The sequence below is a fragment of the Pseudogemmobacter humi genome (assembly GCF_900609055.1).
GTDB classification, from domain to species: domain Bacteria; phylum Pseudomonadota; class Alphaproteobacteria; order Rhodobacterales; family Rhodobacteraceae; genus Pseudogemmobacter; species Pseudogemmobacter humi.
Genome location: NZ_UXAW01000056.1, coordinates 1 through 12,732 on the forward strand (window position 1 = coordinate 1; position 12,732 = coordinate 12,732).

General features: G+C 68.2%; 11 protein-coding genes and 2 pseudogenes. 5 read left to right on the plus strand and 8 right to left on the minus strand.

Annotation, left to right across the window (positions count from 1 at the left end):
- Positions 1–478 (minus strand): annotated as a pseudogene (locus XINFAN_RS08630) (transposase); the annotation flags it as partial.
- A 504-nt stretch (positions 479–982) separates the two neighbouring features.
- On the opposite strand from XINFAN_RS08630, the pseudogene XINFAN_RS08635 reads away from it, so the two are divergent.
- A pseudogene (locus XINFAN_RS08635) lies at positions 983–1,249 on the plus strand (type I-E CRISPR-associated protein Cas6/Cse3/CasE); the annotation flags it as partial.
- Positions 1,250–1,571: 322 nt separating this feature from the next.
- Positions 1,572–1,853, plus strand: a complete 282-nt coding sequence (gene cas2e, locus XINFAN_RS08640; RefSeq protein ID WP_124086097.1) for a type I-E CRISPR-associated endoribonuclease Cas2e — start codon at positions 1,572–1,574, stop codon at positions 1,851–1,853.
- Positions 1,854–2,513: 660 nt separating this feature from the next.
- Here cas2e and XINFAN_RS08645 read toward each other — a convergent pair.
- Positions 2,514–2,927, minus strand: coding sequence for a universal stress protein (locus tag XINFAN_RS08645; RefSeq protein WP_124086098.1), 414 nt, complete (start codon positions 2,925–2,927; stop codon positions 2,514–2,516).
- A 414-nt stretch (positions 2,928–3,341) separates the two neighbouring features.
- Positions 3,342–4,541 carry an aminomethyl transferase family protein gene (locus XINFAN_RS08650; protein ID WP_160144574.1) on the minus strand — a complete coding sequence of 400 codons (1,200 nt, stop codon included), beginning with the start codon at positions 4,539–4,541 and terminating at the stop codon, positions 3,342–3,344.
- A gap of 146 nt (positions 4,542–4,687) precedes the next feature.
- Here XINFAN_RS08650 and XINFAN_RS21655 point away from each other — a divergent pair, with 146 nt between their 5' ends.
- The 3 genes from XINFAN_RS21655 (at position 4,688) to XINFAN_RS08655 (ending at position 6,306) form a co-directional block, all read left to right on the plus strand.
- Entirely contained in the window at positions 4,688–5,011 is a 324-nt protein-coding gene (locus tag XINFAN_RS21655) for a hypothetical protein (RefSeq protein WP_160144575.1), read from the plus strand.
- Entirely contained in the window at positions 5,008–5,169 is a 162-nt protein-coding gene (locus XINFAN_RS21660) for a hypothetical protein (RefSeq protein WP_160144576.1), read from the plus strand. Before XINFAN_RS21655 ends, XINFAN_RS21660 begins: the two co-directional genes overlap by 4 nt.
- 159 nt (positions 5,170–5,328) lie before the next feature.
- Positions 5,329–6,306: a helix-turn-helix domain-containing protein gene (locus tag XINFAN_RS08655; protein ID WP_160144577.1), complete on the plus strand. Its 978-nt coding sequence runs from the start codon at positions 5,329–5,331 to the stop codon at positions 6,304–6,306.
- 349 nt (positions 6,307–6,655) lie between these two features.
- On the opposite strand, the gene XINFAN_RS08660 is transcribed toward XINFAN_RS08655, so the two are convergent.
- From XINFAN_RS08660 to XINFAN_RS08680, 5 genes are all read right to left on the minus strand, one after another.
- A complete protein-coding gene (locus XINFAN_RS08660) occupies positions 6,656–7,984 on the minus strand; it encodes an aspartate aminotransferase family protein (RefSeq protein ID WP_124086101.1) in 1,329 nt (442 codons plus the stop codon).
- Positions 7,985–7,990: 6 nt separating this feature from the next.
- Positions 7,991–9,133 (minus strand): phosphotransferase, encoded by a 1,143-nt coding sequence (locus XINFAN_RS08665; protein WP_233352173.1) that lies wholly within the window; start codon positions 9,131–9,133, stop codon positions 7,991–7,993.
- A 280-nt stretch (positions 9,134–9,413) separates the two neighbouring features.
- Entirely contained in the window at positions 9,414–9,587 is a 174-nt protein-coding gene (locus XINFAN_RS08670; protein ID WP_160144578.1) for an alpha-D-ribose 1-methylphosphonate 5-phosphate C-P-lyase PhnJ, read from the minus strand.
- 260 nt (positions 9,588–9,847) lie between these two features.
- On the minus strand, positions 9,848–11,479 hold the full coding sequence (locus XINFAN_RS08675) for a GMC family oxidoreductase (RefSeq protein ID WP_124086103.1): 1,632 nt from the start codon (positions 11,477–11,479) through the stop codon (positions 9,848–9,850).
- Positions 11,480–11,482: 3 nt separating this feature from the next.
- Positions 11,483–12,721 (minus strand): mandelate racemase/muconate lactonizing enzyme family protein, encoded by a 1,239-nt coding sequence (locus tag XINFAN_RS08680; RefSeq protein WP_124086104.1) that lies wholly within the window; start codon positions 12,719–12,721, stop codon positions 11,483–11,485.
- Between the last annotated feature and the right edge of the window lie 11 nt (positions 12,722–12,732).

Below are 12,732 nucleotides of genomic sequence, written 5' to 3' on the forward strand. Positions count from 1 at the left end.
GCGTTCCACTCCCCTTCGCCCTCGACCCTGATGCCTCCTCGCCGGTTCGCCCGAACCGGTGGCGCTTACCGGCTCGATGTCGATCAGCAGGTGCAGCGGCCATCTGATCCGCGATAGGGGATGTCGACCTTCAGGGTCTTCTGGCGACGGCTCAGCGTGCTGAAGTTTGGCACAGCCCAGTCCAGGTCGATCAACCGCAACAGGCTCTCGATGAACCCACCTCGCCATGGTCACCCGAACCAGTGGCGTTTCCATGGCTCGATCTGCCTGAGTGCCAGGCCGAACAGCACCTTCATCGTCAGGCAGGTCTGGATCGCGGTATCGCTGTAGTCGGGCTGGCGACCACGCGCGCCGGTCGGCGCCGCCTCCAGGGCATCGCGGGATCGAACCAGATCGTCAGCGAACCACGCCGCCTGAGCGCGTCGTTATAAGCGGACCAGTTCCTGGTCTTGCAGACGGGCGGCGGGGGTTTACCCATGCAGCACAGCTGCCACGCTGGATTCATAAGATGAAGCCAGCACGATTCGTGTAACAAAGCCCAAGAAGTCCCGTATCCGCTGGTGTTTCGATTATTACGCCTCCGCGCCCGGAGGCCGCCGGGGAGGAGACCGATTAACCAATTGTCTACAGTTCAACCGGCTGACGGCCTTTCCTTCGCTGAACACCACCCTGCGCGGCTACCGTGTCGGTGTGGCCTATGCGGTGGTGCTCTGGCCCGGCCTGGACGGGGCTCGGAGGATCTGACGCAGGCGCTGCGCCGGCCCGCCTGTCTTTCCGGCATCAGGTGGGCGCTGCGGCTCATCGCCTCGGACGAACCTCTGAGTGCGGACGACATTCAGGACAGCCGCGACGATTTGCCGGTGGAACGTGCGAAATGGCATTTCACGCGACGCTCCGGGTTCATCCGCCGGTCCGTGGCCGAAGGGGCGGCATGACGCTGTTTCTCTCCCGCGTGAGGCTGCTGCGCAACCCGGCGATCACGATGCTGAAGGCGGTGATCGACCCGCTGGAAGGCCGTGCCCGCGATCGGCTGCACCACCCGGACCGTGGCCGGATCACGGACCCGCATCATCGCCTGATCTGGGCGCTGTTCGCCGATGACCCTGACCGCGGCCGCGATTTCCTCTGGCGTGCCGAGGCACGCGGGCGCTTCCTGATCCTCTCCCTGCGCCCGTCGGCTGCCGTTAGGCCCGGGCTGTTCCTCCCGCCTGAGGTCAGCTCTTTCGAGCCCGCTCTGCGCCCCGGCGACCAGCCGGGTTTCGTCATGCGTGTCAATGCCGCGCGGACGCGCAGGGCCGCGCCCGCCGCCCGGGCGCAGCGGGTGGATGTGGGGATGGATGCCCTGCAAGCGCTGCCTTCGGGCCGCGACAGCGACGCCCGGCGCGAAGCCCGGATGGCGGCGGTGTCGGCCGCGGGCCAGGCCCCTGATATCGGCCTCCTGCACAGCGGCAAGCTGGACATGGCCCCGGATGGCGCCGTGCGGCTGGCCTGCCTCGACCCGAGCCGCTGCCCGAGGCGCCCGGTCCGGCCGTCGGCGATGACGCGCCCTCGGACGATCAGGGCCACCGCGGATGATGGTGATCGTGATCAGCAGCGGCCCGCCCCGCCTGCGTGGCCAACTCGCCGCCTCGCTGCCCGAGGTGCGCGCCGGGGTCTTTGTCGGCGACAATCCGGCCCGGACCCGCCGCCGGATCCGGAAGCAGGTCGAGACCTTGATCGACGGCGGCGATGCGCTGATGATCTGGAAGGCCCCGACCGACCGCGGCTTCGACTTCCAGACCGCTGGCCGCAACCGCCGGATGCCGGTCGATTTCGACGGGCTGAATCTGGTTTCATTCTTTCCGCGCGAATAGCGGAAGGCTCCGCCGGGAGGCCGCAAAGGTCGGTGTGAAATCATAAACATCTTTTAAGACAATGGCTTCCGGCAAGATTGTTCCCTGCGGGCGCGGGGGGACAGGTTCCCGGCTGGGGGCACGTCCTGCGTGAGGCTGCTCTGGTTTATCCGCCCCTTGGTGGCGGCGGGCCGAGCGCGGCGACGCTCCGGCGTCGGGTAGGAGCTTGTGCCTGTCGCCCCGGCGGGTGTGAAGGGATTTGTCGTCTCATTCTGATCCCCGCGGGTGCGGGGATGAACCGTTTGACCCTGGCAGTGACAGGATAAACCTTGCCTGTTCGCCACGGCGTGACATCCGGCACTACCTGCCACAATCGAACGTTTTCCCGCCTCAGGCCATTCATCCATCCGGCGGATCTGTTCCATCTTAAAGCCGCCATCCTCTCTGGGCCAGCGATGGCGGCTCTGCTTCGTCACTCCCATCCGGCGGCAGGTATCCGCTACCGTTCCGCTCTGGGCCAGAACGATTTCCACTTCATGCCGCTTGCCGGGGATCTCCTCCGGCTTGGGCTTCCGGGCCGGGCGATTCCTCCTGCGTGGTCCGGCCCGGATAGTCGGGGGGCCACTCAGGCGGGGCAGGTCAGCGGTTTGGGCGACCCCCTGCCGCCCGCGCCCGGGCGCCTTATCGTGCGACGGTGACGGTGCAATGCGCGCGCGCCATCACATCGGCCGCGACCGAGCCCAGCATCAGCCGCGACAGGCCGCGCTTGTCGCCGGTGCCCACCACGATCTGGTCATAGCCGTTGTTCTCGGCATAGCCCGCGATCCCGGCCGCCGCCTCGCGGCTCACGATGTCCACCCGCTTCACCTCGGCCATGCCATTCGCCGCCGCCAGCGCCACCGCCCGGTCCAGCTTCTCGGCCATCTGCTCGTCGGTCCAGTGGTGGATCACCGGCCCGCGCGCGCCGCCATGCGCGATGTTCACCACGCAGATCGTCAGCGACGCGCCGAATTTCGACGCCAGTTGCGCGGCGTGAACCACCGCGATGTCGGAATGGTCGGTCCCGTCCGTCGGGCACAATATCTTCTGGATCATCAGCGTCCTCCTCTCTGATCAGCGGAGCCGCAAAGCCAACAGGGGCCGCGGCGCGAAACACTCCATCGCCAGGCTCAGCCAGAAATTGGCAAAGCCAAAACCGGCGCAGACAAAAAGGGTGCTCAGCGAGGGGGCCTCTCTGAGCACCAGATGCTGCACCATCAAAGGGAGTGCAGACAGCGCAGATAAGATACGGACCGAACTCCCGGGACAACATGTCATTGCGGGATTCGGGGCAATGGTGCCATCTGGCACCATCCGCCGGGCGGGCCGGGACAGGCCGCGAAGATATCCGGCGACCGCCAGTGCGCCACCGCCTTGCGCCCGCGCAGAGGGCCCGCCTCGGCGAGCAGGTCCGCCCTGGATCCGAGGCACAGGAAAAAGGAGCGCATCGCCGGGGATGCGCCCCGTGGTTCACGCCGGCTGGCCGGCCAGGCCGAATTGCGGGATTTCGGTGTCCTGGCCGCGCGGAATGCGCTTGTCGGGATCATACATCGGCATCGGCACGATCACCGCCTGCCGGAAGGACAGGTCGCGGCACTGGACCGAGATCTCGCGCGCCTCGGCATCCCCGGCGCGGTCGAGCCGGATGATGGCGACGCCCGCGTCGTAAAGCGGGCTCCAGGCCGCGGCCGAGACCATACCGATCCGGCGCCCGCCCGCGCGCAATTCGCCGCCGATCAGCGGCTCGCCGGTGGTGCAGCGCAGTCCGTGGACCCGCACGCCGCGCGGGGCGTTCACCAGTGCTGATTTTCCGATGAAGTCTGATCCGTCCAGTTTGATGAACGCACCAAGCCCGGCCTCGAACGGATTCATCGTCTCGTCCATGTCCGAGACATTGTTCAGGATCCCGGCCTCGATGCGGCGGATGTCCATGCTGTCGAGCGCGCAGACCTTCATCCCGAAGGGCTCGCCCGCCTTCAGGATGTGGCGCCAGAGGGCCTCGGGGTCATAGCCCGGCTCGTCCGGCAGGGTGTAGAATTCCCAGCCCATCTCGGCCGTCCAGCCGGTGCGCGAGAGGATGACCTTCTGCCCGCCCATCACCGCGGTCGCCACGCCGAAATAGCCGAAAGGCTCGGTCAGCGGGGTGTCGCAGGCGGCGGCCAGCACGTCCATCGCGCGCGGCCCCTGCACCTGCGACACCCAGGAGCGCGGGTCGCTGATCTTCACGTTCAGCCCCTGGGCATGGGCGACCAGCCAAGAATACACTGGCCCGTCGGCCTGGACATACCAGAAGCGATCCTCTGCCAGCCGCATCAGCACGCCGTCGCAGAGAATTCCGCCGTCCGGGTAGAGCAGCAGTCCATAGGTGGCGCGCCCCGGTTTCACCTTCGGGATGTCGCGCGCAAAGACCTTGTTGCACAAGGCCAGCGCGTCCGGCCCCTCGATGGCGATCGGGCGTTCGCCGGTGTCGAACAGGCCTGCGGCCTGGCGCAGAACGCGATAACCGTCGAGCCGGTCAATCTTTTGCGAGACCGGCATCAGCCGGCCGTTGTAGACGCAGAACTTCGCGCCATTCGCCCGGTGGAGCGCGTGATAGGGCGAGCGTATGATGCCGTAATCCCAGCCCGGTTCCTCGAAATCCGCCACGACGGTTCTTGTCGGTCCAGCCATTCCGTTTCCTTCCCTGCTTTTGCGGTTGCCGCCCACCTGGGGCGCCGAGAGGAAGTCTGGGCAGGCTTTTCGGCGCGTGTCCATTGACTCTTTTATTACTGTAAAAATATTTCGTTTTGAAGTAATACTGGCCCGGCGCTTTGCCCGTGGGAGCGCGCCGCCGCCAAGAGGCGGCTGCAAGACAGGAGGAGGGACGGATAGCCACGGTCCATCAGCACGATGAGGCGGGCGAAGCGGCGCCATCGCGGTCCGGGACGCCCGGGGATGATGTCATCGATGCGCTGGCCCATGCTGAGACCGGCCTGCCGATCACGCTGCGCGTTGGTCAGCTTTCGCCCCGGACGCAGTCGGGGGCTCCGCTCCTCCTGAGCGCGCTGATCCCGATGACGGTGGTGCTGCTGTTCCCAAGGCCGTTTTACGACAATGTGGGCATCTTCCTGGTCATCATCGGCTCACGCTGGCGCCGATGATCGGTATACAGATCGCCGATGTCTTCGCGCGGCGGCGGGTCGACAGGCTGTGTCTGCCCTCGCTCTGCCGCTACGACGCGCTCTCGCGCTACTGGTATTCCGGCGGCTACAGCCCGGCGAGGGCATCGCCTTGCTGGCCGGATCGCTCAGCTCTATAGCGGTGCCCGATCCGCTGATCCTTGTTCCGAACACCGGACTATTCCAGTATACTGGCGCAATGAGACCGGCGGCCCTGATCGGGAGGCGGCTCACCGCGGCGCGCTGGCGGCGCGAAGAAGGGCGGGGCGCAAAGGGGCGGGCGACACAGGCGAGGGATGATGGCCGGGACCGACGACAAGAGGCTGACCGAGTTCGGACAGGCGGTGCGCGAAAGGCGAAAGGCGCACCGCCTGCCTCTGCGCGAGCTGGCCGGCCGGGTCGGGATCTCGCCGAGCTATCTTTCCTCGATCGAGGTCGCCCGCAATCCGGCCACCGGGCGGCCGCCGCAGATCTCGGCCACCGTGGCCGAGCGGCTGTGCGAGGTGCTGGGGCTGGACTGGATCCCCGCCGCCCGTGCCGAGGGGGCCGCGGGGCATGCTTGCTGCGATCACGTCCTGCTCTACCGGCTCGACCGGCGGCGCGATGAGCTGAGCGTTCTGGCGCCGCGGATCTTCGGCGAGCGGGTGGCCGCCTGGCTTTGTATCGAGGATCCGGGCGTGAAAGCCGCCGCCGCCGAGGGATTCCACGCCTGGAACTGGCCTTTCAGTGCGGAGCCCTACCCGGATGTGATCCTCGACGGCTCGCGCATCGTCACCGCGCTGGAACGCGAGGCGATGCAGCGCCGGGACGCGATCGGCGAAGCGCCTTACGGCCTGATCATCGCGGATTGCTCGGCGGTGATGCGGTGGGTCGTCAACCCCGATGCCGAGATCGATTATGAAGAGGAATGGTGCGCCGCCTCCGATCCGGCGCTGCGCCGGGTGTTCGGGCGGGGCCCGGCGGTGAATGTCTGCGTCTATCACCAGATGGATATCGAGGTTCTGGCGGGGCGGATCGACGTGCTCGATGCGGTGTTGCGGCTGCTGCGGCACCACGACAGTGTGATCGCGGTGCGCCCCGACGGCAGCATCCGCGAAGGCACCGCGGCGATCATGGCGATTCTGGAAGAGAACCGGCCCGCCGGGATCTCGACCTCGGTCTGGCGCACCTTCGCCGCCGCGCTGGCGTCGAGCCAGGACATGCCGGGCGATCAGCCCGGGGGTGTGCCGTCCCGCCACGGCCCGCGCGCGGGCGGCGGCGCGGCGCCCGGGATCTGAGCTTTCCGGGGGCGGAGGGCCTGACCGTCCGGCTTTCCGGGGATCGGGAGCGCGCGATTTCGCGGCGGACAGGCGGCCCGGCAGGTTTATGCCCCGGTGTGGCGGGCGCCCGTTTTTCCGCGCACTCCCCGGGCTGTGGAGGGAAATCCTGCCGCACGGACCGGGGGGCGATCCCTGGCCGCACGAGGGCAGGGCGGATGTCTCGCCGGTCAGACCAGGGAAACTCCGACCGGCGGCGGGATGGCAAGGGCCTTCCGGAAAGCGCCGCATGGCTTTCTGTGCTCCGGGGCGTCAGCGGTGGGCCACATGGGCGGGCGAGGGCGCGCGGGCCAAGGGACGCGACCGGGAGTTATCCTGCGGCCAGGGCCGCTTGAACGGCTTCCAGGAAACGCTCCGCCTCGGGGCGGCGCAGGACCAGCGGGGGGCGGATCTTGAGGATGTTCGCCCCCGGCCCGGTGGCGCTGATCAGCACGCCGTTCTGCCGCATGTGATTGACGATCCGGGCGGCCAGCCGGGCGTCGGGCGCGTCGGTGGCGCGGCTTTCCACGCATTCCACCGCGAGGAACAGGCCCGCGCCGCGTACATCGGCGATGTCGTCGCGGCCCCGGGCGATCTCCTGCAACCCCTGTCTGAGGAAACCGCCGATCTCGCGGGCGTTTTGCTGCAAGCCTTCGGCCTCGATCACGTCGAGCACCGCCATCCCGGCGGCGGCGGCCACCGGATTGCCGCCGAACGTGTTGAAATAGCGCGCCTTCGCGCCGAATTCCGCCACCAGATCGGGGCGGATCGCCACCCCCGCCACCGGAAAGCCGTTGCCCATCGGCTTGCCCATCGTGACCATATCCGGCACGATTGCGTGGCGCTGAAAGCCCCAGAAGGCATCGCCGGTGCGGGCGAAGCCGGGCTGCACCTCGTCGGCGATGAACAGCCCGCCCTCGGCCCGGATCAGATCGGCCGCCGGTTTCAGAAAGCCCGCCGGATCGGGGCAGAGCCCGTCGCTGGAGAAGATCGTGTCGACGATGAATGCGGCGGGTTCGATCCCGTCCGCCCGCATCCCGGCGATGGCTTCGGCCAGCCCGGCTGCCAGCCGCGCGCCCTGTTCCGCCGCGGGCACGCGAAGCGCGTCGGGCGCTGCGATCAGCCGCACCCGCCTCCCGCGCGGCACGAAACCGCCCAGCGAGGGCGAGATTTCGGCCACCGCCTCGGTCAGCCCGTGATAGGCGAGCGAGGTGACGATCACCCCCTGCCGCCCGGTGAACGACCGCGCGATCCGCAGCGCGAGATCATTCGCCTCCGACCCGGTGCAGGTGAACATCATATGGCCGAGCGCGGCCGGAAGCGTCGCCAGCAGCCGCTCGGCATAAGTCACCACGCCGTCGTGCAGATAGCGGGTGTGGGTGTTCAGCAGGCCCATCTGGCGCGTCACCGCTTCGACCACCTTCGGATGGCAATGACCGACCGAGGCCACGTTGTTATAGGCGTCGAGCCAGGCGCGGCCCTTGTCGTCGTAAAGCCAGACGCCCTCGCCGCGCACCGGATGCAGCGGTTCTTCGTAGAACAGCCGGTAGGCCGGGCCGAGCACCCTGCCGCGCCTTTCGACCAGCGCCTGATCCGCCGGATCCAGCCCCGCCGCGCGCGCGGGGTCGAAGGCGTTCACCATGCTCTTGTCGCGGCTCATCGCAGATCACTCCGGTCGGGCCGCAAGGGCGGCGTCGCGCAACAGGCGGGCGGTCGCATCGGTGCCGATACGGCCGATCGCGTCGAGGCCACGCAGCGAGGCTTCGGCGTTGCGCAGGATATAGGCGGCATTCTCCGGGTAGCGGCGCGCGCGCCAGGCCGAGACCGCCAGCGTGGTGACGTGGCGCAGCCGGATCAGATCGGGCAGCAGCGCCAGTTCCTCCTCCTCCAGCGGCAGCACCGAGGCATAGCCGGCCACCATTTCGGCGACCCGCGCCAGAGGCGCCTCGCCCCCGGTGATGTGGTAGGAACAGGCCACCGCCAGATCGCAGACCAGCGGTGTATGCACCATATCGCCGAAGTCGATGATCCCGGCGGGGCGGCCGGCCGCGTCCACCACCAGATTATGCGGGTTGAAGTCGTTATGGACGATCTGGGCGCGCAGATGCGGCAGGCGCGGCGCGAGTTCGGCATCGAAACGGTCGAGCGCCGCGCTCAGCCTTGCGCGCAGGGCCGGGTCGTCTGCGCCCTCCACCATCGGGCGCAGCCGGGCCGCCTGTTTGATGTCCCATTGCAGCACATGGCCCGCCGCCGGATGGAAGAAGCCGCGCAGCCCCAGCGTCAGCCGCCCGAGCAGCGCGCCGATGCCGCGGTGCAGATCCGGCCCGGGCTGCACCGCATGCAGCATGGTGCCCTCGACCCAGGTCAGCAGCCGCACGACATGTTCCTGCCCCGACGGGCCGGTGACGATCCCCGACTCGCCGCCGTCGAGCGTCCGGCAGACCCGCTGCACCGGCAGCTCCGGGTCCACCGCCGCCAGCCAGGCCAGCGCCGCGGTCTGCATCGCGGTCACGCCGCGATCCTCGACCGCATTGGTGATTTTGAGCAGCGCCTGCGTGCCGCCGGGCAGGCGGATGTGGAAATTGGAATCGCGCTCCGATGCGAGCATCCGCATCTCGCCCGAGACGCCGAACATCCGCGCGGCGATCGCAGCCGCCGCCCCGGGCGCGATACCAGGCGGCGGATGCGACAGAAGCGCGTCCTCCGCCACCCCGCAATCGGGCAGGGGTGCGGAGCCGGCCCCCACCACGAAGGGCGGCAGTTCTTCGGGCATCCCGGCAGGGCTGGAAGCGGAACTGGTCGTCGCCACGGGTGGAATCCTTGTTGCTGCGCCTCGGCCCGGCGGCAGGCCCCGCACCGGGGAATTGCGCCCGTGGCGAGGCATCCGCCGTTATCGACTACCAGCGCAGGGCCTGCGATGAAAGACGCAGGATCCGAACGGCGGAAAAATGACCCGGGCGCCCCCCTGGCCCCGCCGCCTGCCGTCCGGCGCGGAAATCGGCGTCCGGGCAGAGGAACATCCGCCTGCCCCGGTCATCGGTGATCACCTCGTCGGGCCGTGCGCGGCCTTCGGGACCCGGAACGGCTGGTCACCGCAATCGAAGCGCCAGGGTCCGGAACGGCAGGGCATGGATGCGCCGTTCGCGCCTGGCCCCGGACAACCGGACCCCGAGGCTGCCCGGCAGTTTCGGATCGTCGAATTTCGGGATCGGCAGCGAGCCCATCATGACCTGCGGGTTCACCGGACCGAGGCCGGCGATCAACCCCTCTGCGATAAGGATCCACCGATCCGGCATCAGGCCGCCCGCGACATGCCCGACGGCGCATCGGCCCGTTGCGGGGCCTGTTCGCCGGTGCCGGGCCGTCCGGCGCCGTCAGGAGGTCGGGTCTGAGGCTGAGCATGGTTTGCGGCGCGGGGCGGCGGTTCAGGATGCCGTGCAGCCTGTTCGGGGCCACAGACAGAGGCGGCCCCGGGCTGATCTGCCGGAAGATCATCGCGGAATGCGGCTGCCGGGCGCGCGCCTCAGCCCTCACGCCGCATATGCGGCTTTTCCCTGCGGATCAGGTCGCTCGCGCGTTCCGCGACCATCATCACCGGCGCGTTGATATTGCCCGAGGTGATGTTCGGAAAGACCGAAGCATCCACCACCCGCAGCCCGGCCACGCCATGGACGCGCAATTCCGCATCGACCACGGAAGCCGCCGGATCCGTTCCCATCGCGCAGGTGCCGCAGAGATGGTAGATCGAGCCGCCCTGCTCGCGCAGATGGGTCAGCATCGCCTCGTCATCGCCGCAGGACGGGCCGGGGGTGACTTCCTCGACGGTGACGGCCTTCAGCGCCGGGGCCTGCATGAAGCGGCGGATCAGGCGGCTGGCCTCGATCGCCTCGCGCCGGTCGCGTTCGGTCGCCAGATAGTTCAGCCGGATCCGTGGTGCGGCCGCGGGGTCGGCCGAGGCCAGCCCGATCCGCCCGCGGCTGTCGGGGCGGCAGGCGTTGAAGGCCAGGAGGAAGCCGGGATAGGGCTCGGGCTCCAGCTTCGCCTTGGTGCTTTGCGGAATCCGGTAGGACATCGGGTTGAAGTAAAGCTGCACGTTCGGCCCGTCTTCCGCCGATTCCGTGCGGAAAAAGCCGCCGGCCTGGTTCACGCTGAGCGCAAGCGGCCCCGAGCGCGCCAGCACATAGCGCATCCCGGCCCAGAGCTTGCCCCACCACGGGCGCAACTGATCGTTCAGCGTCGGCACGGTCGAGCGGTAATAGTAGCTGGCGCAGAGATGGTCCTGAAGGTTCGCCCCCACCGCCGGGGCCGCGCGCCTGACCGCGATGCCCTGCGCCGCCAGTTCCGCCGGATCGCCGATGCCCGAAAGCATCAGGATCTGCGGCGAGCCGACCGCGCCCGCCGAGAGGATGATCTCGCGCCGCGCGCTCACGGTTTCGACCGCGCCATTCGCGCGGATCTCGACCCCGGTGGCGCGGCCCGTCGCGTCGATCACCACTTTCTGCACCGTGACGCCGAGGCGCAGGGTCAGATTGGGCCGCGACAGTGCGGGCGCCAGAATGGCCTTGGAGCTGGACTGGCGCCTGCCCCTGGCGATGTTGGTCTCGTAGATCCCGGCGCCCTCGAACTGCGCGCCGTTGAAATCCCCGGACACCGGAAGCTGCAACTGCTGCGCGGCCTCAAGGAAACGGTCGCAGATCGGATGGGTCCGGCCCTTCATCGGCGTGATGCCGACCGGCCCCTGCGAGGAATGCCATTCCGTCTCGCCCGCCGGATGGTTCTCAAGTTTGCGAAACCAGGGCAGCACGGCGTCATAGCCCCAGCCCGGCCCGGCGGCCTTCGCCCAGTCGTCGAAATCGCTGCGCTGGCCGCGCACCCAGATCATCGCATTGATCGAGCCCGAGCCGCCCTGGACCTTGCCGCGCGGGCAATAGATCCGCCGGCCCGCCATGGCTTCCTCGGGTTCCGAGGAAAACATCCAGTTGGTCTTCGGGTTGAAATAGGACCGCGCATAGCCCGCGGGCATGTCGAACCAGAACGAGCGGTCCGGGCCGCCCGCCTCCAGCAGAAGGACATTGGTGTCCCGGTCCTCGCTCAGCCGCGCGGCAAGGATTGAGCCCGCGGAACCGGCGCCGATGATGATGTAATCGTATTCCATGGCTCAGGCTTTCGCGGGCGGTTCTTTCCAGGACGTATCGGACTGCGCCCTGAAGTCGTGCGGGGTCTCCCACATCGACAGATGCAGCTTCGGGTCGCGATAGGGCGAATGGGCGGCGATCACTTCCTTGTTCAGCGTGACGCCGAGGCCGGGCTTCGTGGAGGGGATGATCCAGCCGTCGGCCCAGGTCAGCGGCTCTTCCAGAACTTCGGCGTGGAAACCGTCCCAGCGGCGGATGCTTTCCTGCACCAGGAAATTCGGCGTGGCGGTCGCAAGCTGCACGCTCGCGGCGGCGCCCACCGGCCCGTTGTAGAGATGCGGCGCGATCTGGGCGTAATGCACTTCGGCCAGCGCCGCGACCTTCTTGCCTTCCAGAATGCCGCCCACGCGCCCGAGGTTCATTTGCAGGATCGAGGCGCCGTTGTTTCTGAGCAGATCGTGGAATTCGTATTTCGTCGTCAGCCGCTCGCCCGCCGCGATCGGAATCGTGGTATGCGCGGCGACGCGGCCCATGGCCTCGCTTTGCCCCGGGGGGACCGGCTCCTCGAACCACAGGGGATCATAGGCTTCCAGCCTGCGCGCGAGGCGGATCGCGCCCGAGGTGGTCATCTGGCCGTGGGTGCCGAACAACAGATCGCAGCGGTTGCCCACCGCCTCGCGGATGCGGCGGCAGAAGGTTTCCGAGCGGTCCATGTCTTCGAGCGAAAGCTGATGCCCGCCCATCACGGTATAGGGCCCGGCCGGGTCGAATTTCAGCGCGGTGAAGCCCTGTTCCATATATTCCAGCGCGCAATCGACGCTGAGTTCGATGTTGTTGTAATCGTGCTCGCCTTTGGCGTTCTTCGGGTAGAGATAGGTGTAGGAGCGCAGTTTCTCATGCACCCGGCCGCCGATCAGCTCGTAGACCGGCTTGCCGGCCGCCTTGCCGATGATGTCCCAGCAGGCCATTTCCAGCCCCGAGACGATGCCCATCATGGTCAGATCCGGGCGCTGGGTGAAACCGCTGGAATAGGCGCGGCGGAAGAAGCGTTCCACGTGATGCGGGTCTTCGCCTTGCAGCAGACGCTCAAAGACGTCCCCGATGGCGGGGACCATGACCTTCGGGTGGAAGGTGGCGGCGTAGATCTCGCCCACGCCCTCGATCCCGTCGTCGGTGCGGAGCGTCACGAAGATCCAGTACATGCCGCCGATATGCGGCGGCGGCACGGCGACGATATGGGTCTCACAGGATACGAGCTTCATGATCTTCCCCC

What these genes read in the sequence shown, in the direction of transcription:
- cas2e (WP_124086097.1), top strand. Translation starts at nt 1,572, where the DNA reads ATGATGGTGATCGTGATCAGCAGCGGCCCGCCCCGCCTGCGTGGCCAA.
- XINFAN_RS08645 (WP_124086098.1), bottom strand. Translation starts at nt 2,927, where the DNA reads ATGATCCAGAAGATATTGTGCCCGACGGACGGGACCGACCATTCCGAC.
- XINFAN_RS08650 (WP_160144574.1), bottom strand. Translation starts at nt 4,541, where the DNA reads ATGGCTGGACCGACAAGAACCGTCGTGGCGGATTTCGAGGAACCGGGC.
- XINFAN_RS21660 (WP_160144576.1), top strand. Translation starts at nt 5,008, where the DNA reads ATGATCGGTATACAGATCGCCGATGTCTTCGCGCGGCGGCGGGTCGAC.
- XINFAN_RS08655 (WP_160144577.1), top strand. Translation starts at nt 5,329, where the DNA reads ATGGCCGGGACCGACGACAAGAGGCTGACCGAGTTCGGACAGGCGGTG.
- XINFAN_RS08660 (WP_124086101.1), bottom strand. Translation starts at nt 7,984, where the DNA reads ATGAGCCGCGACAAGAGCATGGTGAACGCCTTCGACCCCGCGCGCGCG.
- XINFAN_RS08675 (WP_124086103.1), bottom strand. Translation starts at nt 11,479, where the DNA reads ATGGAATACGATTACATCATCATCGGCGCCGGTTCCGCGGGCTCAATC.
- XINFAN_RS08680 (WP_124086104.1), bottom strand. Translation starts at nt 12,721, where the DNA reads ATGAAGCTCGTATCCTGTGAGACCCATATCGTCGCCGTGCCGCCGCCG.